The following is an 18,632-nucleotide window of genomic DNA, read 5'->3' on the forward strand; positions in this document are numbered from 1 at the left end:
ATGGCGTTTTACATCAATAATAAGAGAAAGTAACGCTTACTTAATCAGCCCTACTTCTTTGTAGTATTTTAGCGCACCTGGGTGAAGAGGCGCAGATAAACCGTCTTTTACCATTTCCTCTTTCTTCAAGTTTGCAAACGCTGGGTGGAGACGGCGGAAATCATCGAAGTTTTCAAATACCGCTTTAACCACGTTATAAACCACATCTTCTGGTACCGCAGTAGAAGAAACAAACGTCGCGCCCACACCAAAGGTTTGAACATCACTATCTGTGCCACGATACATACCACCTGGGACATTTGCGACACGATAGAAGCTGTTGTCTGCAACCAGTTTTTCTACATTAGGTCCAGCTACCGTTACGATATTACTATCACACGACGTAGTGGCTTCTTTAATCGCTCCACTTGGGTGACCAACGGTATAAATCATCGCATCAATTTTGTTATCACAAAGTGCTTTTGATTGCTCTGCTGCTTTTAACTCAGAGACAAGCTTAAAGTCGTCGTTACTCCAACCATACTGGTTCATTAGCACTTCCATAGTACCTCGCTGACCAGAACCAGGATTACCAATGTTAACGCGCTTACCTTTCAAATCATCAAAAGTTTTGATGTTCGCGTCTTTACGTGCAACGACAGTAAACGGTTCTGGATGAACGGAGAATACGGCGCGTAGCTCTTTAAAAGGCCCGCTTTCTTCAAACTTACTGGTTCCTTTGTAAGCATGATACTGCCAGTCTGATTGCGCGATACCGAGGTCCAATTCACCAGCACGAATAGTGTTGATGTTATAAATCGATCCCCCAGTACTTTCTACCGAACAACGGATACCGTGATCTTCTCGCGATTTGTTAACCAAGCGACAAATAGCGCCACCAGTCGGATAATAAACCCCTGTTACGCCACCGGTACCAATCGTGACAAACGTTTCCTCCGCAGACGCAGAAAAGCCTGTTGTGAGTGCCGCCAAAGAAGCCGCAAGTGCGATTTGCTTAAACTTAAACATTGAACATCCCTTTTACTTGTGTTGATGACCGTTTAAGTATAGCAACCGTTAACAATTTGATAACGTTTGAGTTCTCATCCTTGGCGGTTAGCTTAGTAATCACCATTTTATTGGCATATTCTGCCGTTATATAATGGCTCTATATAAGCGTAAACCGTATAGTCTAGAAAATTAAATCTTTAGACTGATATGTCCATTCTAAATTATCTATTAAATAGAAATACTCAGGTCAAATTACTATAATCTTGTTAAATAACCTTTATTCTATATAAATATGATGAGTTATAACTCCAGCCAGAAGACATGATGTACTTGAAATAAATAATACGAATGAGAGAACAAACAATCGTTGAATATGAATTGGAACCTTATCCCTCTTCTCTAACATTTTATATCGTTTCGCATGAAAAGTGCTCAGAAAAACAGTTCCATATTGTAATACTCCGTGACCTGATAAGAATATATTCAGAGTGTAGTATCGAACTCCATTATCAAGAGCATCTTCAAGATACTTCAACCACTTGGATTTCAAATAAATAACAAACAAAAACCAAGCAAATATACCTAAAATTCCAACCGTAGTCAGATAAATCACTAAATCTGATGCTAAACTGATATCTTCCATCTTCGACTACTTATTAAGTTGAGTTTTATATAATTCTGTTCCCAAATACTCACCAGTCGAACTACCATATTTTGTTATTGAGTATCTAATTACACCCTTCACTACAAAAAATTCTTAAACACACTTTTTGTGAATAATAATGGCACTTTAACTTAATTTTACGCAACAAGGCTACTATGAAGTTGTTAGCTTTGAGCTGAGTTCAACAAAAACAGTAACTTTTATGCAATGTAACTCACTACGTTATATTGCTTTACAAACAAATCACCCAGTAAATATCCGTATCTAGTTTAGATAGCTGAAATAAAAAAAGCGTTGTATAAACAACGCTTTGTAGTTAGTGAAACGGATGGTTACACCGTTGGGACTGACGCTCGCCACGCTTGGTTCTGGCTATCTGAGATAGATCGGAACAAGTCACGTAGCTCTTTCAATAAGCCTTCTTGGAAACCAATGTTTTCATCGGCTTTCTGTTTGGCTGCTTGTGCGCGAGTCGCTTGTACTTCATCATCTTTGCTGCGCGCTTGCGCTTTGGTTTGCTCTACATTCGATGCTGAGTTTGCCATCTGGCCCAAAGCTTGAAGAATCGCGTTCTTCGCTTGGTTTGAGCTCATCAACTTATCGAACTTACGGCCACCACTTGTCAGCTGCGCTGTCGTGTCTGCGATATTGTCTTTCGCTAGTGAGTGCGCACGCTTAACCTGATCTTGCTGCGTTTTAGACAAGCTATTGTTATTTAATAACTCTTCTGCTTGATCGAAGCCAGCTTTTTGCGTTTTAAGTACATTATTGCTCGCCATTTCATTCTTGATTTCTTTCCCTGCTTTGAAAGAACCAAGGGCACCAATAATTGCGGTAGCACCCGCTAGTACACCCGAAACGACTGCCATCGCGATCATCGCGCTTGCCGAGTTGTTGAGTTCTGCCGCTTGGCTTTCTAAACTCGCGACGTTTGCTTCAACAGCAATTTCACGTTGTAGCACTTGCTGCTCACGGCTCAGCTTTGATACTTGATACAACAATGTTAATAGCGTCAACGATTGTGATACCGCATCTGATGGTGACTTGATCACCTCCTCACCGTTAAGCGCTTTCATCGTTGTGCTCACTAATGAGCTCACCGTCGGCGCAAGAGCGCTCATTAGGTTTGCAACAACTTGAGCTTGATTACTCACTGTAGGAGCTTTAGGTGTCTCTAACTGGTAGCGTGCTGCACCAGAAACACCTGACTCACTTTGGCTTTTAACGGCGCCCGCTTCAAGCTTTGTTTCCGGCGCTTTTTCTGCTTTGTTGGTTTTAATGGTATCGCCTAAACCGTATAGTTCACCACGACCCGTTCCGCCTACTTTATCTAGCATAATAAACTCCTTATACCGTTGCAGGACGGCTTAACACCGTTTGCATAGTTTCACTTTTCGCTTGAATCATTTGCATGATGAGGCTCATCAGCTCTTGGAAGTCTTCCATCAACTTACCAATCTCTTCTTTGAGCTTATCAATGACAGCCTGGCTTAACGTCATTTTGGCTCGAAGGTCTGTGATATCAGCCTGAATCTCTGTCACGTGAGCATTGTTAGCAGCGTGGACACTGTCCGTTGCGCCTTTACCCACATTGACGGCAAGATCGACGGTTTCTGCGCCATAACGAATCGCTTTCGCTGTTGTTGTCGCAGCTTTTGTGCCCATATCCGCCACTTTCGCCATGTTTGCAGCGGCTTTCGTAGCGATTTCTGTGACCTTTTGAGCTACCTTACCAGCACCTTTTGCTGCAAGTTTCGCGATACCGCCAGCTGCTGCACCACCAAACGTCACAACAGCTCCAATAACCGCGACGGCGATTTCTAATGCCATTACGACTTTGTTTAGCACATCGACATTTATGCCCGCTTCTTTTAGCGCATCTTGAACGGCTGGCTCTTGCAGCGCCATGCTCACTGCTCCCATAACGCCACCAGCGATCATAAGTGCACCGGCTGCTGCACCAACACCCGTTGCCACCATTACGGCACCAACAACAATAGAAACCACCGCACTGATCCAACCAAAGATCTTCGCTGCTAAGCCTGATTTTTGGGCTTCTTTTGCAGCGGCTTCCGATTCTTTGATTTTGTCTTGGTTTTCCACCATCTCTTTTTCGTGCTTAGCTTTTGCGACCTTCACTTCCTGAATTTTCAGCTCGTTTTGAGCACTTTTCAGTTTATCCGTGATAGCAGCAAGCTCTACTTCAAAATCATCAGCAGATCCTGCGATGATTTTGACGGCAATCGAACCTGTTTGGTCTGCAACTGCATGGAGAGATTTTGCAATGGTATCGACGATCTTTTGCAGCTGTGCCATGGCTTTTAGCGTCAAATCATTCACTTTGTCACTAACAGCTGCGTTAGGTGCATCTAACTGAACTTTTACTTTTCCGGTGTTCAGTACATCTGCATCTTTACTCTTCACGTTTTCTACCGTCACAGAAGGCGTCGCTGTAGGCGCCGTTTTCTGCACGTTATCTAACGTGGCTTGGCCAGATTCAGGGCTATAAACCTGTGTCTGGATGCGGTCAAGTGCAATAGAACTCATAGTCTAATTACTCCTTTTTATTTCTCACCGCTTCTAACATGATGCCTGCACGCTCATGCAAATCTGCATATTGTGATTTTCCGGCAGACATCTCCTTCGCGCTGTAAAACCCACTCTCTGCTTCTGTCAGTTGTTCCAGTTTCAGGTGACATTCAGCAGAGTGAAAAGGTGGGCGTGGATCATTTACGTCCACTAGCGCTGCGTAGCTGTAGGCGTCTATTGCCTGCAGATACTCACCCAACTCCTGACGAGCCGCGCCAAGGCCAATGAAAAATCGCGCCTGATAATGATCAAGCATGCTGAGTAATTGGAATACTTTCGCTGCTTGCTCAATCTTTCCCGATTGGAAAAAGTTGTAACCTACGGCATAAATGTGTTCGATGGTGTCCTGAGACACATCGTGCAACATTTTTAGCGTGCCTCCCTCTTCCAAAAAAGACAGCAGTTCTTCTGCTTGCATTTGAGATGGATCGGTCGCGTTTGTTTTAGTCATGGTTGGTTATCCTTAAATGGCTCGTAGGATTTCTTGTAAAATACTGTGGTACTTCTGAACAAACTTGTTCATCGCTTCAACGGTCGAGTTGTATTGAGAACTGGTGTCGTTCAGCTCAGTGGTTTTGATTTGCACTTCATCGTTAAGCAACTTGGATTTAGCACTGACAGAACTAGAAAAATTAGACAGTTTTTTAGACTTCTCTTCGTCTTGGTACGACGCACCATCACCGATAGTAATACCTTGTGTTTGAAGGAAGTCTCGATGGTTGGTTATCTTATTATCCGTCAAATACTTGTACTCAGGTGAATCTTCAAAATCCGTTTGATTACTGTAGTTAAAGTCACTCGCTTTGAAGTTACTTTCTGGATATCCCGGTTTATAAACCCCATCAACACTTTGCGTAGAGTGAATTTTTGATTGCACAACACCAAAAACTTTAAGCTGTATTGTGAGATCCTCTAATGCCTCTTTCTGGTCATTACGTTTCTCTAAACGGTTAACACGACGCTCATTTAGTGCAAGCAGCACTTGCTCATCAAAACGGTCTCCAATGCTGGACTCAACAACGGCCAACAAATCACGAGCCGTTAGAGAGTGCTCTGCTCTCACCTCGCGATCCGCTTTCTCTTTATCGGTGATATTGAGTAGACGCTCTTTCAATGCCCCTAAGTTCTTGCGCAATGCCTCGTATCGCTCAGTAAATGAAGCCCCGGTAGATTCACCTTTTACTATTTTTTCAAACTGTAATCGGATATCTCGTTCGGTGTTTTCTTTGATCAAATTAACTTGAGCTGCCGTTATTTGTGTCTTTTGGACATCGGCTATCGCGCTGTCCTGGTAAAAGTCGTCGATTTCTATATTTGTTAAACTCACCGCGAAGTTGGCGAACAGACTAGAAAGGGTCAAAGGCTCAGTTCCACCAATAACAGTGTTAAGTGCTGCTTTTAGATTGTTCGTTCCACTCGCCTCACCATAAGCTGCGCTATATTGGCCTTTCACTTGAGCGGCCATTTCATCTAACGCTTCTTTAAGCTGCTGTTTAGAAATACCAGGAGTCCAGGTAATTCTGCTAGCTAGCGCACTTGCGTCATCGGTGCTTAAAGTAATACCAATGCCTTGAAAACTACTTTTTAATTGAGCTGAGACTTGAAGGGCGAAACTCTCTTTAGTCAACAGAAAGTCCGAGCTCTTCAGCTGCGCGAGATTAACGGAACCTAGGCTACTAAAGGCATTGCGAAGAAAAGAAATAGAAGCATCTCTCACTTCACGGGAGCCCATTTGATTAGCAAGCTCTGCAACAAAAAGAGAAATTTCTTTGGTGGCATTAGCCAGACCTGTCTCGGAGAGGTTGGCGATCTGCTCCGCTTGGTTACTCTGAGTGCCCAGATTAAATTGACTAACAAACTCAGTAGATAACGAGCTATCTACGTTTTCCGTCAGTAACTTACTAAACCAAGCCTGAAACTGATTTGATAGCGTTTGGTTTGTTTGAGCATTAAACTCGGCTGCGGTTAATTCGCCATCTGAGTTAGCACTTTGTAGCGACTTTATCCAAACAGATGCGGTGTCGGTCAATGATATATCAGCAAACGCGTTATTTTTCGCTTTTAGGTTTTCAAGTGTATCAACATAAAGCGCGATGCTTTGTGATTCCGTTTGTCCCGAGATAGTTGGCAATGAAGAGATTAGAGAGGCAAGTTGCTGAGTCTCTGCTTCACCCAGTACAGGGGTAAATGCCTCTATCAAGTTTTGTTGGAAAGTGGGTAATGGTGCACTACTCGCAGCTGTGTCTGTTGCTCCTATCGTAGAGCCAGTCGTTTTCATATTCGTCATTTCCAAACCTCTAAATCATCATGCCGCGCATCACTGTGGGACGCTTTCTGCGTTTACCTGACGTACCTTGTAGCTGAGTTTGTTGTTGCCGGCGGCGCTGGACTTCGTCTATTAGCTCTTGCTCTGCACGTTTCATGGTATCTACTGGTGCTTTTATGCCGCCAAGTAAAACATCACCCGCAACAGGACCAACACCTAAGCCTTCCAATAGCTCGTTAAAAATATCGGTTCTGTCTTCAGCTTTTCTAATGGCAAGCTCAGCGTTCTCAATCGCATCGGTAAACGGTTGCTTCATCTTGATTCCTATCTTAAAGCGGGTCATCTCATCGGTGCTGTCAGTAACAGTCGTGAGTTTTTACTTTTTCAACTTTTTCAAAGGTCTATAATCTGCTAGGCGTAAACAGTACCAGTCGTCTAGCTCATCATGGCTTGCACCGCATGCTTTTAGATAGAATTGTGCCAATCGCTGGCTGCTCATGTTGCTACCACGTAACACATCGACGTTGCCGCGAATGACCCAATCGGAGGGATAAAGTTGAATGGCATGTTCAGCCAAAAGAAATAAGCCGGCAAAGGGGTTACTCAACCCCAATTTGGGACGAACGCGTTTCAGAAGAACGATGATGATTTCACCGTCCTCCACCCGAAAAACGAGCTCTAAGCCTTCAACTTCAATTCGATAACCAAGTTGAATTTCACTTTGTTGCCAAAAGTATGGCGTCACTTCGATCCCCGCTTGCGCCAGCGAGAGTATTAGTTTTGTTTTCATTACATCCCCACCCTTCCAAGTGGCTGAATATTGATTTGCTGGGTTAGTTCTTGAAATGACAAAACGGGCAGATCGTAGTATTCCGATTCAATAAGCTTTCGCACATATCGGCGTACATCCATAGACACAACTAGCACAGGTTTATTCGGCATGCGGCTTAAGTCACCAATGGTCTGTTTCACATCACTGACAAATTGTTGCGTTACTGACGGGTCTAACGCCAAGTAACTCCCTGCTGAGGTTTGACGAATACCGCTGCGTATTGTGTCTTCGAGACTTTGATCCAATAAGTAAGCGGGCAACATGTTTTGTCCGCTCGCGTATTTGTAGCAAATGTAACGTTTTAAGCTGGAACGAATGTACTCCGTCAGCTGTACAACATCTTTCTCTTTTTGGCCCCACTCAACCATCGCTTCCAAGATCACGCGAAGGTTTCGGATAGAAATGTCTTCAGAAACCAAGCGTTGCAAGATTTCCGTCATTTTTTGCAACGGAACAATACGCTGGGCCTCTTTGACTAGCTCCGAATAACTGCCTTCCATCTGCTCCAACAGATAACGCGTCTCCTGAATACCAATAAAGTCTTGCGCGTACTCCTTAAGAACATGAGACAAGTGGTACGTTAAAATTCTGTCGGGTGTGAGAAAACCTACATGACTGGCTACGAGTTTTTGCTCATAACTCTGTGCCACCCAAATGCTAGAAATACCAGGTAGAAAATCTTCATCTTGCTCATAAGGCACGCCTAATAAATCGATCTGTTCATTCCCTTCTGTCACCAAGAGTTGATCTTTAACAATTCGTCCTCGTGCAACCGGGACTTCTTGTAACTGAATTAAGTACTCGCCATTTTGCATCCCCTCGTTAAAGCGCAGGTGGATGCCTGGGAAAGGCACGCCTAGGTCGAGATATAGTGCGCGTCTAACCCTTGCTAGCTCTTCATTTAATGCGACCGCTTCCAAGCTTTCCTGAAGGCTCGCGTCAAGATCGATCAAGAGTGGGACCGTCATGGCAAACTCTTCTTGCTCACCTAATTTGCCTTTACTGTTTCTAGATGGAGTGGGTTTGCTTGGCTTCGCTGCTGGCGAACCGGCCCCTTGCGAAACAAAGCTTGATAAGTCGGTGCTATCTGATTCAGCTTGTTTTTTCTGTTGATAGAAAAGGAAGAAACCACCACCACCAACCACGGCGGCCAAGACAAGAAAAGTGATTTTTGGAAACCCAGGGATGAGTGCGAACAGCACCAAAAGCACACCACCAATAAGAAGCGCACGTGGCTGAGCAATCACCTGCCCACCAATGTCCGACCCAAGATCAGAAGAGTCTTCATGAGAAACACGCGTCACGATAATACCGGCGGTAATCGCGATAAAGAGTGCCGGGATCTGCGACACCAAACCATCGCCAACGGTCAAAATCGCAAATAACTCAAGTGCTTCAGAAGCACTCATGCCTTTTTGCGTTACCCCGATCGTGACGCCACCTAAGATGTTGACCACAATGATGACCAGACCCGCAATGGAGTCGCCTTTAACGAACTTCATCGCGCCATCCATCGAGCCATACATTTGGCTTTCTTTTTCAATCAGTGATCGTCGGTGCCTAGCTTCGTGTACGTCAATTACTCCAGCACGCATGTCACCGTCAATACTCATCTGCTTACCAGGCATCGCATCGAGTGAGAAGCGCGCACTAACTTCTGCTACCCTTTCTGAGCCTTTGGTGATCACCATAAACTGAACAATGGTAATGATCAGGAACACAACAATACCGACCACTAAGTTACCGCCCACAACGAAGTTACCGAATGTATAAACGATTTGACCAGCATCGCCTTGTAGCAAGATCAAGCGGGTTGTCGTGATAGATAAAGACAGACGAAACAATGTCGTGATCAATAGCACCGCAGGAAATGCAGAGAACTCAAGTGGCGTGGTGATGTAAATCGCTAACATAAGCAGCACCACCGCAATGCTCATGTTGGTGCCAATCAGCACATCCACCAGTGCGGTAGGAAGTGGCAATATCATCATAAAGACGATCGCGAGTAACATCACCGCAAGCATGATGTCTTTGCGTTGCCCTACTTTGTTTAGAATATCGATCAACTTATTCATGTGATTCACTATTTAAAGATTGCAGATAGCGTCGGTGCGCTTGGCGTGCCCCATCGACGTCATTTTGTTTCCAACGCGCTTGGCTTAAACAAAACCAGAGTCCTGCCGAGTCAGGATGAAGGTCAGATTTTAATAAGTGCTCACACACCTCAATCGCCCGGGTATATCGACCACTTTGTAAACACGCCACAGCAAGTGTTTGCATCGCCTCTTTGTGCTGCGGTTCTATTTCTAGAACCGCATCGAGAATAGAAATGGCATGCTCTGGCTTTTGGTATTGAACTTGTAGCGCAGCGTGAACAAGTAAGAGTTCAATGTCTTTGGATCTCAACATGTTGGTTAGACCTGAATAAGGAGATTGAGCGCCATAGTGAGGTAACGCTGATCTAGTTGCGTACTTTGTAGCGTTTCAGATGCTTTGATAAAAGAAGCGGAGCCTGAATCCTGTGCAAGAACTTGCAGCTGAGCTAACGTTTCATCAAATTGTTGACGGTATTTTTCTGGACGCAACAACTCTGAGTGCAGCAGCTTGGGCTTAGTTAACGTGATGAGATATTGGTCTGAAGGCCTGAGATCATAGAGCTTCTCTAAATGTGTAGCGACCGCCTGCCCATCAGGAAGCAGTTGAAATCGCTCTGGGAAATCGGCCTTAACTTCACTATGAGTAACATGCGTAAAGGCTTCGATGCCTACGTTTAAAGTGCTGACTCGAGTCATGAGCCTGCCACATCGTTATGTAGACGAGCCAAAAGCGTAAACGCTTGCTCTAAGGTCGGAAGTGTTACTTCTTCTCCTTTTAGCCTTGCTGAAAAAACCAGAGTTTGTTCATCTAACAAGCCGGTTTTAATTTCGAAAGGCCAGCCTTGATCGGCATGACACAAACACAGTGCACTTTGAATAATGTCACTGGTTTGATGCCAAGATAACGCTCGAGACAACATCAAGAATAACTGCTCACCCTGTCGCTCAATATGCAGCGTACCACTTCGCTCAAAATCCAGCTGCACCCGTCCAGCTGAAGAGAAATCGACGGCATCGAGCCCCATTCCTCGGCAAAATTCATCGACGGATGCATCAATCCAACTCATCTTCCCACGCTTCCTCTTCTTCTATATCAATGGCTTCGTCTAGCGCCTTTTGTACCGCTTGGATTAAATTCTGTCGTTGTTCTTCATCGGCGAATACGTCAATTGGGATTGCGCGAACTAACTTATGGAACTCTCGAAAAAAATCGATTTTTTGTTCTACCGCCGTCAATTCCATTGCGTTGGCGACTTTCCATATCTCATCGCTGCTTACCCATCGCTGCTCTACCAACGCAATCACATCAGCCATCAAATTAGAAACTTGATAAGCCATAATTCGTCCTTTCCGGTTTAAACATTTGGAACAGCTGATTCACACGATCTTGCAACGTATTTAGAGTTTTGAGTTTTTGCATATCGGACATCAACCACTGCAACTTAACCGAATCGATACTGCTACCTTGAACACTAAGATCTGCACTCATGCCTTGCAGCATAAAGTCAACAGCGGTCGATACCTCCTGCTCACCAAAGCGCGCCACCACATCTTGATAAGCAGCGCCGAGCCCTTGATAACTATGAACGGTATCGCGGTAGAAGCCGCGCAGCTGATGCAAAGAGCTAAACTCTTGCTCTTGGCTGTATTCATCAGCAAAATTTGAGACACGGATTTCCGTATCAATTTGAGACCATGTATCTGGGTTTTGCTCGATTCTTAGAAGTGCTTGGTCAATCAGCGCTAGTAGGTGTTTACTTTCTGGACTCGCACTCAAAAACTTTTTCACGGCTTTTAACGCAAGGTATTGATGGCTTTTCTCCTCTGAAAATCCATTCAAATAAGCTTGCAATTGAGCGATGGTCGAGATATTCCCTCCCGCCATTTTTGTAGCCAAATCTTTGATCTTTTGGTTCTTTTCAAGATCAGGGACTTTTCGCAGATAGTCAGAAACGAGTTCGTGCGCTTCATTAACTCGAACACCACTGTCTTTCACTTTGCGCTTGGTCAGATCTTTCTCTGCTTTTTCGGAACCGAGTGAAGTGAGTTCTTCCATCGCATCAAAAAGTGATTGTGTGGCATTGTGAACACGGACGGTTTCACCGCGATAATTGCCTTTTTGTGAAACGTCGGGACGAGACGATTCCAACCCGTTTTGGATAGACGCATCAAACTTTGGATTTGTTGCGATATGATTGTTGATAATACTCATTCACTTGCACTCCTTCCGCACAATACAGGCGAATTATAGGAAGTGCGCTTTGTTGAAGCTGTCAAAATCAGACGTGTTTTTTTAGTGCGCTTTCAGTTTTCTAAAAACTCCCGACTGATATTCACTATAAATTGATTCTTATACTTTCTATCCTCTCAGCATCAATCATTGCGCATATTTTTACCTTGAACGATTTCTCATACATCACTGATATCCAACAATCTGCGATTAAACAAACGCGTTTGATCCAAATTCGCGGGCGCGTTACACAAGTCACCGGCACCATTATCAAAGCTGTCGTCCCTGGCGTTCGTGTAGGTGAACTGTGTGAGTTGCGTAATCCCGATCAAACTCTGTCTTTGTTAGCGGAAGTGGTTGGCTTCCAGCAGCATCACGCTTTGCTCACCCCGTTAGGAAATATGTTTGGGATTTCCTCAAATACAGAAGTAAGCCCAATGGGCAAAATGCACGAAGTGGGTGTTGGCGACCACCTGTTAGGTACAACGCTTGACGGGCTTGGGCGTCCTTTCGATGGTACGCAAAGTCAGGAACCAAGTGCTTGGTATCCTGTTTATCGCGATGCGCCACCACCAATGCAACGTAAACTGATTGAAAAGCCAATCTCTCTTGGCGTTCGATCCATTGATGGGCTACTGACCTGTGGTGAAGGTCAGCGCATGGGTATTTTTGCAGCGGCTGGCGGGGGTAAAAGTACCCTACTGGCAAAACTGATTCGCTCCGCAGAAGTTGACGTGACCGTTCTCGCTTTGATTGGTGAACGTGGACGCGAAGTGCGCGAGTTTATTGAGCATGACCTAGGCGAAGAAGGTATGGCCAAATCGGTTTTAGTGGTCGCTACCTCTGATCGCCCAGCAATGGAGCGCGCCAAAGCCGCCTTTGTTGCCACTTCTATCGCAGAATATTTTCGTGACCAAGGTAAACGCGTGCTACTGCTGATGGATTCGGTGACGCGTTTCGCCCGCGCACAGAGGGAGATTGGACTAGCCGCAGGCGAGCCACCAACACGACGTGGCTATCCACCTTCTGTTTTTGCCGCTTTGCCAAAGCTGATGGAACGAGCTGGACAATCAGACAAAGGATCAATTACAGCACTGTACACCGTGTTGGTGGAAGGTGACGACATGACGGAGCCTGTCGCGGATGAAACTCGCTCAATTTTAGACGGGCACATCATTCTCTCGCGCAAACTTGCGGCAATGAACCATTACCCCGCCATTGATGTACTTCGGTCAGCAAGCCGAGTGATGAATCAAATCGTTGAATCCGATCATCAGGTGTCTGCTGCTCATATTCGCGAAATGTTAGCTAAGTATGAAGAAGTTGAACTGCTAATCAAAATTGGCGAATACCAACATGGCGCAGATAGCCGAGCGGATATGGCCATTGCACAAAGTGATGATATACGCGCCTTTTTACGCCAAGGCACTCATGAACCAAGCGATCTTGATGGCGCTATCGCTCAACTTAAAGGGATGGCGAAACAATGATAGAACGCTTATTAGAAATCAAAAAAATTCGCGCTGACCGTGCGGATAAAGCCGTCAAGCGTCAAGAATACCGAGTGTCAAACGCCGCAGCACAGGTTCAAAAGGCCGAACGTTCTGTCGCGGACTATCACGTTTGGCGCCAGGAAGAAGAAGAGCGACGTTTTGCTAAAGCAAAACAACAAACGCTCGTTCTTAAAGAGCTGGAAACATTAAGACAAGAAATCGCGTTGTTAAGAGAGAGAGAAGCCGAACTTAAACAACGTGTGGCCGAGTCAAAAAAAGCGCTTGAAATCGAACGCTCGGCACTTAAAGAAAAGCAAAAAGAGGCGCGACAAGCCCATAAAACCAAAGAAAAATTCGTTCAGTTGCAGCAACAAGAAGTCGCGGAAAAATCGCGAGAAAGGCAATACCAAGAAGAACTCGAACAGGAAGAGTTTCGCACTGTCGACATTATCTAAAGGTTCACTATGCGCATTACCCCAACAACTGAAACATCGAATACGCTGCACAAATCAACGCCGGAACAAGTGCCTCTCGAGAAGGAGGCCGAGCTTCAATCACAATTCGAGTATGCAATGACGAAGAAGCCTAGCAAGGGAAAGGAGTCTATCGTTGCGAATCCCCAAAAAAATCATACTGGCGAAGAAGACATACCGCTAAGGCATAAGACATCTCAAGGTCTAGATAAGAAACCTAACTCATCGAACCAAGAAGCCAACGCTGACAAAAACACCTCCACTTTAAAAGGTAAAAGTGACGTCGTCACTAAGAGAGATATAGAGAAACCGCAAGACGACGCAGCAAATAGCGAAGAAATAATTAGCGAAAACAATAAATTGCTTAAAAATGATGGAAAAAGCGATGGCGACACAGTTCTAAGCTCCCCTTCTACCGAGCGTGTTGATCCTCACTTTCAAGCTCAAGCTCATTTGAAAGATGATAAACCGACGCCGATGGATAAACATACCTCGCCGGATTGTCTCTCTACGCTTGAATCTGGCTTGCTCCCCCAAAGTGCGACAGCGACAGAGCTCGCTCAAGATGGGATTAACATTGTTGGCTTAACGAAAAAGCAAACTGAAACAGCGCACAATAAGCGTGCAACTCCGCCGCTACAGAATACAGGCAAACGATCAGACCAAACTGGTGGCCTGCCTGAAACCAAGCCTCTTGAAAAAATCGTGACGAAAAGCGCACTAGTCGCCGTTAAAACGGATGAAGAAAAAGTGCCTTCTCAACCCCTTGCAAGTGCGGTAACACAAGGCGATGTCATCCTAAAAAGTGTTGCTTCGCAGGCTCAACCAAGCCCAACGCGAGACGTAAACCAATTACTCCAGCAATTGGTGGATAAAATCTATGTTGCTCTGCCAACCGCATCGGACAACAAAGAGGTTCGGCTGTTTCTAAGTGAAGGACAATTAAAAGGTGGCGAAATCCACATCAAGTTGGACGCTCAAGGGTATAGCGTGACGATTCGACAAGAGCATGCCCTTTCCATTATTAGCCAGCAAGCTAGACAAGATCTTGCTGAACGGCTAAACCGATTCGGTGGTGAGCAGCCACTTCGCTTAGCGATCAGCGAACAAACTCAACAGCTCGATCAACAACAACATGAACAACAACACTCACGCCAACAACGCAGCGTGTATGAAGAATGGCAAGCGGAGAATGACCTATGACACCGTTAATAATACCCAAAGTGGATGCAGAAAGTATCGCGCTCAGCAATCAACTTTGTGCAAAACAGTGCCACTTCCAAGGGACTGATGGTCAGAGCGTATCGATTACTGTTGCTCAAATCCCTTCATTTGAAGGGTTCCGTTTAACCACGTTGATTGGAGGGCAAACCCTACAAGTAGACTTTTCTCGTGCGCAGCTCCAACATTGGCTGAAATCGACCTTAAATGCTACTGCGTTTGAGTCCCTGCCTAACTCCCTCCAGTTAGCACTTTTGAGCTCACAGATAGAACCGCATAGTGAGGCAATCAAAGCGCTATTTGGTCAGTTACCCATTCTTAGTCAACTACAGCCGTTAGAGGCGAGCCAGGCCCAAGAGCATACTTTAATGTTAACGCTCAATAAGCCTAACGGCTCTCTTTGTTTGTGGGTTAGCGAAGGATCAGACGTGTTGTTGGATGCGCTACCAAACAGCGCTGCTCTACAAGCTCGACACCTCGCTTTACCTGTGTGGTTAAGTCTTGGAAGGACCCATTTGACGTTAAGCGAATTTAATTCGCTCGAGCTGGGAGATGTCATCTTTTTTGACGATGGTTACATCGCCAAGCAACAAGCCATTTTTCAAGTATCTAACCAGAATCTCTGGCGCTGCCAGCTAGATGACCAAACTCTTCACATTATTGAAAAAGAAACCAATATGAATGACGTAAACACTTCAGAAATGTTAACCGACCACCAGCAACTGCCTGTGGAACTCACGTTTGATATCGGCCATCAAACCATCACGCTAGAGCAGCTTAACCAGCTTCAGCCAGGGTACGTATTCGAGCTAAACCAGCCTGTATCTAAGCCGGTAACATTGCGTGCCAACGGCAAAATCATTGGTGAGTGTGAACTGGTTAATGTTAACGAACATTTAGGTGTGCGCGTACTGGAGCTGTTCGGTGGCACGCAGGAGCCAGCATGATCCAGTTACCCGACGAGCTCAATCTCATTGTCAGCTTAGCACTGCTGGCACTGATCCCATTTATCGCTATGATGGCGACGTCGTTTGTGAAACTCGCCGTTGTATTCTCACTGCTGCGTAACGCTCTCGGTGTACAGCAAATTCCGCCGAATATGGCGCTTTACGGATTGGCTATCATTCTGTCAATTTTCATCATGGCTCCCGTCGGGTTTGAAACCTACGACTACGTAAAGCAGCATGATATCTCCCTTGAAGATTCTGCAAGTGTAGAAGGCCTCATTGAAAGCGGTTTACAGCCTTATCGAGAATTTTTGAAAAAGCATATTCGGGAAACCGAAGCCATATTCTTCACTGATGCTGCACGCACATTGTGGCCGCAGAAGTACGTAGACCGTTTAGAGTCGGACAGCTTATTGCTCTTACTGCCCGCATTTACCGTCAGCGAGCTTACTCGCGCTTTTGAAATTGGCTTTCTGTTGTACTTACCGTTCATCGCTATTGACCTAATTGTGTCGAATATCCTACTCGCGATGGGGATGATGATGGTATCGCCAATGACGATTTCCCTCCCCTTCAAATTGTTGCTTTTTGTCTTGCTTGACGGCTGGACAAAGCTCACCCACGGCTTAGTGTTGAGTTACGGTTAATCACGGAGAAAGTATGCATTCTGCTGAAATCATTCATTTCACGACTCAAGCATTAACCCTAGTGTTGTACTTGTCATTACCGCCGATTTTAGTCGCAGCATTGGTTGGTACATTGGTGTCGCTTATTCAGGCGTTAACTCAGGTCCAAGAACAAACGTTAGGCTTTGTGGTCAAGCTTATCGCGGTCATTATTACGCTGTTCGTCACAACGCAATGGCTAGGGGCAGAGCTCCACGCCTTCGCCTCGCTTGCTATGGATAAAATTCCTCAAATACGATGAGTTATCACGACTTACACCAGGCTTTATTTTTGTACAGCCTGACGTTACCTCGGTTAATGGCATGCTTCATCTTTTTGCCTATTTTGAGCAAGCAAATGCTAGGCGGCACCATGGTGAGAAATGGTGTACTTTGCTCACTCGCGCTGTTTATATTTCCGATGATTAATCAGCAAAGCTTGCCTGCAGAAACCGACGGCATTTTGCTGATAGTGATTTTGGGTAAGGAGGTATTAATTGGGCTATTGATAGGGTTTGTTGCTGCTATCCCTTTTTGGGCGATAGAAGCGGCCGGTTTTCTGGTCGACAACCAACGTGGGGCTGCCATGGCAAGTATGTTTAACCCAACGCTAGGCTCACAATCCACACCAACAGCGGTATTACTGACCCAAACGTTGATTACCCTGTTCTTCTCTGGCGGGGGCTTTGTCACTTTTATCTATGCGTTATTCAAAAGCTATACATCTTGGCCGATCATGGACTTTTTCCCAACCGTTAGCGACGCATGGGTGAGCTTCTTCTACGCGCAATTTGAACAGCTTATGTGGCTTGGTGTGTTGATGTCCGCTCCATTAGTGTTGGCAATGTTTCTTGCTGAGTTTGGTCTGGCGCTTATCAGTCGTTTTGCACCGCAATTGAATGTTTTTTTCCTTGCCATGCCAATAAAAAGTGCCATCGCGAGTGTTTTACTGATCGTGTATCTCGGAATAATGATGGATCACTTTGAAGTACAGTTTTACGGCATTACCCGATTCGCAGAACAACTCAATACCATTTGGCAATAACGCTTAGGATTCTTTATGAGTGCAGAAAAAACAGAGCAACCCACCGCAAAAAAGTTACGCGATGCTCGACAGAAAGGTCAGGTTGCCAAAAGCCAAGAAATCGTATCGTCTGCATTAATTTTGGCGCTCATAATTGTACTGTTTGCGTTCGCCGATTATTACATGTCGCACATCTCAGCGCTTATTCTACTACCAAGTAAGCTTGCTTATCAGGGTTTCCAAGATGCGCTAGTCGATGTCGCTATTGCCATCGCAAAAGAAATTGCCTATCTACTCGCCCCGATTATTCTGGTTGCTGCACTCGTCGCCATCTTTTCCAATATGGGGCAGTTCGGCTTCCTATTTAGTGGTGAATCCGTTAAACCCGACATCAAAAAGATCAATCCCGTCGAAGGGGCCAAACGCATTTTTTCCCTTAAGAGTGTGATTGAGTTTATCAAGTCGATCCTTAAAGTCTCTCTTCTTTCCTGCATTATCTGGGTGACATTACGCGGTAACATCAACGCTTTAATGCAAATTCCAACTTGTGGGCTAGAATGTGTCCCGACCATTACTGGCGTCATGATTAAACAATTAATGATTATCTCTTCGGTAGGCTTCATCGTCATCGCTGCCGCAGATTTTGCGTACCAGAAATTTGATCACACGAAAAAGCTCAAAATGAGCAAGGACGAAGTGAAGCGCGAATACAAAGAGATGGAAGGCAGTCCAGAAATAAAAAGCAAACGTCGTCAGTTGCACCAAGAGCTACAAGCCTCCAATCAGCGCGAAAACGTTAAACGTTCTAATGTATTAGTTACAAACCCAACACATATCGCGGTTGGCCTTTATTACAAGAAAGGCGAAACGCCCCTGCCCGTCATCACTTTGATGGAAACCGAGGCGGTAGCCAAACGTATGGTCGCAATCGCTAAAGAAGAAGGCGTTCCTGTGATGCAAAAAGTCCCTCTTGCTCGTGCACTATACGCCGACGGCAACGTCGACCAGTACATCCCAAGCGATCTTATTGAAGCAACTGCGGAAGTGCTTCGTTGGTTGGCCTCGTTAGAGTCCGAGGCGGACTGACAAACCACATCCCATTCAAGATCTGGGCTTACAACTGCCCAGCTTTCAACCTCGATA

Annotated in this window: 22 protein-coding genes; 8 read left to right on the forward strand and 14 right to left on the reverse strand. The window is 45.3% G+C overall.

Translation table 11 applies throughout. From position 1 onward, the window contains the following. Nucleotides 1-36: 36 nt before the first annotated feature. From R7F67_RS13915 to sctW, 14 genes are all read right to left on the reverse strand, one after another. Complete coding sequence (locus R7F67_RS13915) at nt 37-1,008, reverse strand: TAXI family TRAP transporter solute-binding subunit (RefSeq protein ID WP_005388171.1); 972 nt, start codon at nt 1,006-1,008, stop codon at nt 37-39. Between the two features lie 259 nt (nt 1,009-1,267). Next, entirely contained in the window at nt 1,268-1,633 is a 366-nt protein-coding gene (locus R7F67_RS13920) for a hypothetical protein (RefSeq protein WP_017821699.1), read from the reverse strand. Nucleotides 1,634-1,986: 353 nt separating this feature from the next. Beyond that, nucleotides 1,987-2,991 carry a type III secretion system translocon subunit VopD gene (gene vopD, locus R7F67_RS13925; protein ID WP_017821326.1) on the reverse strand — a complete coding sequence of 335 codons (1,005 nt, stop codon included), beginning with the start codon at nt 2,989-2,991 and terminating at the stop codon, nt 1,987-1,989. A gap of 10 nt (nt 2,992-3,001) precedes the next feature. Further along, the gene (gene vopB, locus R7F67_RS13930) at nt 3,002-4,201 is read right to left on the reverse strand and encodes a type III secretion system translocon subunit VopB (RefSeq protein WP_017634540.1); all 1,200 of its coding nucleotides are present in this window, start codon (nt 4,199-4,201) and stop codon (nt 3,002-3,004) included. 7 nt (nt 4,202-4,208) lie between these two features. Beyond that, entirely contained in the window at nt 4,209-4,694 is a 486-nt protein-coding gene (vcrH, locus tag R7F67_RS13935; RefSeq protein WP_005377258.1) for a SycD/LcrH family type III secretion system chaperone VcrH, read from the reverse strand. Nucleotides 4,695-4,706: 12 nt separating this feature from the next. Continuing rightward, on the reverse strand, nt 4,707-6,530 hold the full coding sequence (locus R7F67_RS13940; RefSeq protein WP_318057228.1) for a virulence-associated V antigen: 1,824 nt from the start codon (nt 6,528-6,530) through the stop codon (nt 4,707-4,709). A 10-nt stretch (nt 6,531-6,540) separates the two neighbouring features. After that, nucleotides 6,541-6,825, reverse strand: a complete 285-nt coding sequence (locus tag R7F67_RS13945; RefSeq protein ID WP_005377254.1) for an LcrG family type III secretion system chaperone — start codon at nt 6,823-6,825, stop codon at nt 6,541-6,543. 60 nt (nt 6,826-6,885) lie between these two features. Beyond that, nucleotides 6,886-7,299: an LcrR family type III secretion system chaperone gene (locus tag R7F67_RS13950; RefSeq protein WP_053304394.1), complete on the reverse strand. Its 414-nt coding sequence runs from the start codon at nt 7,297-7,299 to the stop codon at nt 6,886-6,888. After that, nucleotides 7,299-9,425 (reverse strand): SctV family type III secretion system export apparatus subunit VcrD, encoded by a 2,127-nt coding sequence (gene vcrD / locus R7F67_RS13955; RefSeq protein WP_104979251.1) that lies wholly within the window; start codon nt 9,423-9,425, stop codon nt 7,299-7,301. The genes R7F67_RS13950 and vcrD overlap by 1 nt, the downstream gene beginning before the upstream one ends. Beyond that, complete coding sequence (gene vscY, locus R7F67_RS13960) at nt 9,409-9,750, reverse strand: type III secretion system chaperone VscY (protein WP_005377248.1); 342 nt, start codon at nt 9,748-9,750, stop codon at nt 9,409-9,411. Before vscY ends, vcrD begins: the two co-directional genes overlap by 17 nt. 5 nt (nt 9,751-9,755) lie before the next feature. Continuing rightward, complete coding sequence (vscX, locus tag R7F67_RS13965) at nt 9,756-10,133, reverse strand: type III secretion system protein VscX (protein WP_053350343.1); 378 nt, start codon at nt 10,131-10,133, stop codon at nt 9,756-9,758. After that, on the reverse strand, nt 10,130-10,504 hold the full coding sequence (sycN, locus tag R7F67_RS13970) for a type III secretion chaperone SycN (RefSeq protein WP_042523772.1): 375 nt from the start codon (nt 10,502-10,504) through the stop codon (nt 10,130-10,132). Before sycN ends, vscX begins: the two co-directional genes overlap by 4 nt. Beyond that, on the reverse strand, nt 10,491-10,775 hold the full coding sequence (locus tag R7F67_RS13975; RefSeq protein WP_005377239.1) for a TyeA family type III secretion system gatekeeper subunit: 285 nt from the start codon (nt 10,773-10,775) through the stop codon (nt 10,491-10,493). Before R7F67_RS13975 ends, sycN begins: the two co-directional genes overlap by 14 nt. Then, a complete protein-coding gene (gene sctW, locus R7F67_RS13980; protein ID WP_005388156.1) occupies nt 10,756-11,649 on the reverse strand; it encodes a type III secretion system gatekeeper subunit SctW in 894 nt (297 codons plus the stop codon). The genes R7F67_RS13975 and sctW overlap by 20 nt, the downstream gene beginning before the upstream one ends. Before the next feature lie 185 nt (nt 11,650-11,834). On the opposite strand from sctW, the gene vscN reads away from it, so the two are divergent. Genes vscN through vscU form a run of 8 tightly spaced genes read left to right on the forward strand, consistent with a single transcriptional unit; the run spans nt 11,835 to nt 18,575 of the window. Next, complete coding sequence (vscN, locus tag R7F67_RS13985) at nt 11,835-13,157, forward strand: SctN family type III secretion system ATPase VscN (RefSeq protein ID WP_213916112.1); 1,323 nt, start codon at nt 11,835-11,837, stop codon at nt 13,155-13,157. Then, the gene (locus R7F67_RS13990) at nt 13,154-13,615 is read left to right on the forward strand and encodes a type III secretion protein (protein ID WP_005377236.1); all 462 of its coding nucleotides are present in this window, start codon (nt 13,154-13,156) and stop codon (nt 13,613-13,615) included. Before vscN ends, R7F67_RS13990 begins: the two co-directional genes overlap by 4 nt. 9 nt (nt 13,616-13,624) lie before the next feature. After that, entirely contained in the window at nt 13,625-14,836 is a 1,212-nt protein-coding gene (locus tag R7F67_RS13995; protein ID WP_318057229.1) for a type III secretion system needle length determinant, read from the forward strand. Then, the gene (gene vscQ / locus R7F67_RS14000) at nt 14,833-15,801 is read left to right on the forward strand and encodes a SctQ family type III secretion system cytoplasmic ring protein VscQ (RefSeq protein ID WP_025768125.1); all 969 of its coding nucleotides are present in this window, start codon (nt 14,833-14,835) and stop codon (nt 15,799-15,801) included. The genes R7F67_RS13995 and vscQ overlap by 4 nt, the downstream gene beginning before the upstream one ends. Next, nucleotides 15,798-16,448 (forward strand): SctR family type III secretion system export apparatus subunit VscR, encoded by a 651-nt coding sequence (vscR, locus tag R7F67_RS14005; protein WP_005377232.1) that lies wholly within the window; start codon nt 15,798-15,800, stop codon nt 16,446-16,448. The genes vscQ and vscR overlap by 4 nt, the downstream gene beginning before the upstream one ends. A 13-nt stretch (nt 16,449-16,461) precedes the next feature. Then, entirely contained in the window at nt 16,462-16,728 is a 267-nt protein-coding gene (gene vscS, locus R7F67_RS14010; RefSeq protein WP_005377227.1) for a SctS family type III secretion system export apparatus subunit VscS, read from the forward strand. Beyond that, on the forward strand, nt 16,725-17,510 hold the full coding sequence (sctT, locus tag R7F67_RS14015) for a type III secretion system export apparatus subunit SctT (protein ID WP_318057230.1): 786 nt from the start codon (nt 16,725-16,727) through the stop codon (nt 17,508-17,510). The genes vscS and sctT overlap by 4 nt, the downstream gene beginning before the upstream one ends. A gap of 15 nt (nt 17,511-17,525) precedes the next feature. Beyond that, on the forward strand, nt 17,526-18,575 hold the full coding sequence (gene vscU, locus R7F67_RS14020) for a SctU family type III secretion system export apparatus subunit VscU (protein ID WP_042523790.1): 1,050 nt from the start codon (nt 17,526-17,528) through the stop codon (nt 18,573-18,575). The last annotated feature ends 57 nt before the right edge of the window (nt 18,576-18,632 follow it).

The sequence above is a fragment of the Vibrio sp. YT-17 genome, assembly GCF_033337375.1.
Lineage (GTDB): Bacteria > Pseudomonadota > Gammaproteobacteria > Enterobacterales > Vibrionaceae > Vibrio > Vibrio alginolyticus.

Bases quoted from the DNA above. Each gene is read 5' to 3' on its own strand.
- R7F67_RS13915 (WP_005388171.1), bottom strand. From the start codon at position 1,008: ATGTTTAAGTTTAAGCAAATCGCACTTGCGGCTTCTTTGGCGGCACTC.
- R7F67_RS13920 (WP_017821699.1), bottom strand. From the start codon at position 1,633: ATGGAAGATATCAGTTTAGCATCAGATTTAGTGATTTATCTGACTACG.
- vopD (WP_017821326.1), bottom strand. From the start codon at position 2,991: ATGCTAGATAAAGTAGGCGGAACGGGTCGTGGTGAACTATACGGTTTA.
- vopB (WP_017634540.1), bottom strand. From the start codon at position 4,201: ATGAGTTCTATTGCACTTGACCGCATCCAGACACAGGTTTATAGCCCT.
- vcrH (WP_005377258.1), bottom strand. From the start codon at position 4,694: ATGACTAAAACAAACGCGACCGATCCATCTCAAATGCAAGCAGAAGAA.
- R7F67_RS13940 (WP_318057228.1), bottom strand. From the start codon at position 6,530: ATGACGAATATGAAAACGACTGGCTCTACGATAGGAGCAACAGACACA.
- R7F67_RS13945 (WP_005377254.1), bottom strand. From the start codon at position 6,825: ATGAAGCAACCGTTTACCGATGCGATTGAGAACGCTGAGCTTGCCATT.
- R7F67_RS13950 (WP_053304394.1), bottom strand. From the start codon at position 7,299: ATGAAAACAAAACTAATACTCTCGCTGGCGCAAGCGGGGATCGAAGTG.
- vscY (WP_005377248.1), bottom strand. From the start codon at position 9,750: ATGTTGAGATCCAAAGACATTGAACTCTTACTTGTTCACGCTGCGCTA.
- vscX (WP_053350343.1), bottom strand. From the start codon at position 10,133: ATGACTCGAGTCAGCACTTTAAACGTAGGCATCGAAGCCTTTACGCAT.
- sycN (WP_042523772.1), bottom strand. From the start codon at position 10,504: ATGAGTTGGATTGATGCATCCGTCGATGAATTTTGCCGAGGAATGGGG.
- R7F67_RS13975 (WP_005377239.1), bottom strand. From the start codon at position 10,775: ATGGCTTATCAAGTTTCTAATTTGATGGCTGATGTGATTGCGTTGGTA.
- sctW (WP_005388156.1), bottom strand. From the start codon at position 11,649: ATGAGTATTATCAACAATCATATCGCAACAAATCCAAAGTTTGATGCG.
- R7F67_RS13990 (WP_005377236.1), top strand. From the start codon at position 13,154: ATGATAGAACGCTTATTAGAAATCAAAAAAATTCGCGCTGACCGTGCG.
- R7F67_RS13995 (WP_318057229.1), top strand. From the start codon at position 13,625: ATGCGCATTACCCCAACAACTGAAACATCGAATACGCTGCACAAATCA.
- vscQ (WP_025768125.1), top strand. From the start codon at position 14,833: ATGACACCGTTAATAATACCCAAAGTGGATGCAGAAAGTATCGCGCTC.
- vscR (WP_005377232.1), top strand. From the start codon at position 15,798: ATGATCCAGTTACCCGACGAGCTCAATCTCATTGTCAGCTTAGCACTG.
- vscS (WP_005377227.1), top strand. From the start codon at position 16,462: ATGCATTCTGCTGAAATCATTCATTTCACGACTCAAGCATTAACCCTA.
- sctT (WP_318057230.1), top strand. From the start codon at position 16,725: ATGAGTTATCACGACTTACACCAGGCTTTATTTTTGTACAGCCTGACG.
- vscU (WP_042523790.1), top strand. From the start codon at position 17,526: ATGAGTGCAGAAAAAACAGAGCAACCCACCGCAAAAAAGTTACGCGAT.